The organism is Pseudothauera rhizosphaerae (genome assembly GCF_004801305.1).
GTDB lineage: Bacteria > Pseudomonadota > Gammaproteobacteria > Burkholderiales > Rhodocyclaceae > Pseudothauera > Pseudothauera rhizosphaerae.
The window spans coordinates 1-808 of sequence record NZ_SSOD01000041.1 but is presented as its reverse complement, the minus strand read 5'-3'; the positions used below and the strand labels follow the sequence as shown (position 1 = coordinate 808).

Genomic DNA, 808 nt, shown 5'->3' with positions numbered 1-808 from the left:
GGCTTTGAAGATACTGGTTCCAGTCAAGCGCGTGGTCGATTACAACGTCAAGGTGCGGGTCAAGGGCGACGGCACGGGCGTGGACATTGCCAACGTCAAGATGAGCATGAATCCCTTCGACGAGATCGCGGTGGAAGAAGCGGTACGTCTCAAGGAAGCGGGGGTGGCCAGCGAAGTGGTGGCGGTGAGCTGCGGCGTGGGCGCCTGCCAGGAAACCCTGCGCGCGGCCATGGCCATCGGCGCCGACCGGGGCATCCTGGTGGAAACCGACGTCGAACTGCAGCCCCTGGCCGTGGCCAAGCTGCTCAAGGCCCTGGCCGACCAGGAAGGCCCCCAGGTAGTGATCTGCGGCAAACAGGCCATTGACGACGACGCCAACCAGACCGGGCAGATGCTCGCCGCCCTGCTGGGCTGGCCGCAGGCCACCTTCGCCTCCAAGGTGACCCTGGCCGACGGCAAGGCGAGCGTGACGCGCGAAATCGACGGCGGCCTGGAAACCATCGAACTCAAGCTGCCCGCGGTGATCACCACCGACCTGCGCCTGAACGAACCGCGCTACGCCACCCTGCCCAACATCATGAAAGCCAAGAAAAAGCCCCTCGACACCGTGAAGCCGGCCGATCTGGGCGTGGACGTCGCTCCGCGCCTGACGACCGTCCAGGTCAGCGAGCCGCCCAAGCGCAGCGCCGGCGTACGCGTGGCCGACGTGGCGCAACTCATCGACAAACTCAAGAACGAAGCGAAGGTGATCTGAGATGGCGATCCTGGTCATTGCTGAACACGACAACGCCAGCCTGAAGGCGGCCAC

1 protein-coding gene is annotated in these 808 nt (G+C 65.1%); it reads left to right on the top strand.

The genetic code is table 11. The features are described 5' to 3' along the window. The first annotated feature begins 4 nt into the window (after positions 1-4). Positions 5-754, top strand: a complete 750-nt coding sequence (locus E6O51_RS21660) for an electron transfer flavoprotein subunit beta/FixA family protein (RefSeq protein WP_136387110.1) — start codon at positions 5-7, stop codon at positions 752-754. The last annotated feature ends 54 nt before the right edge of the window (positions 755-808 follow it).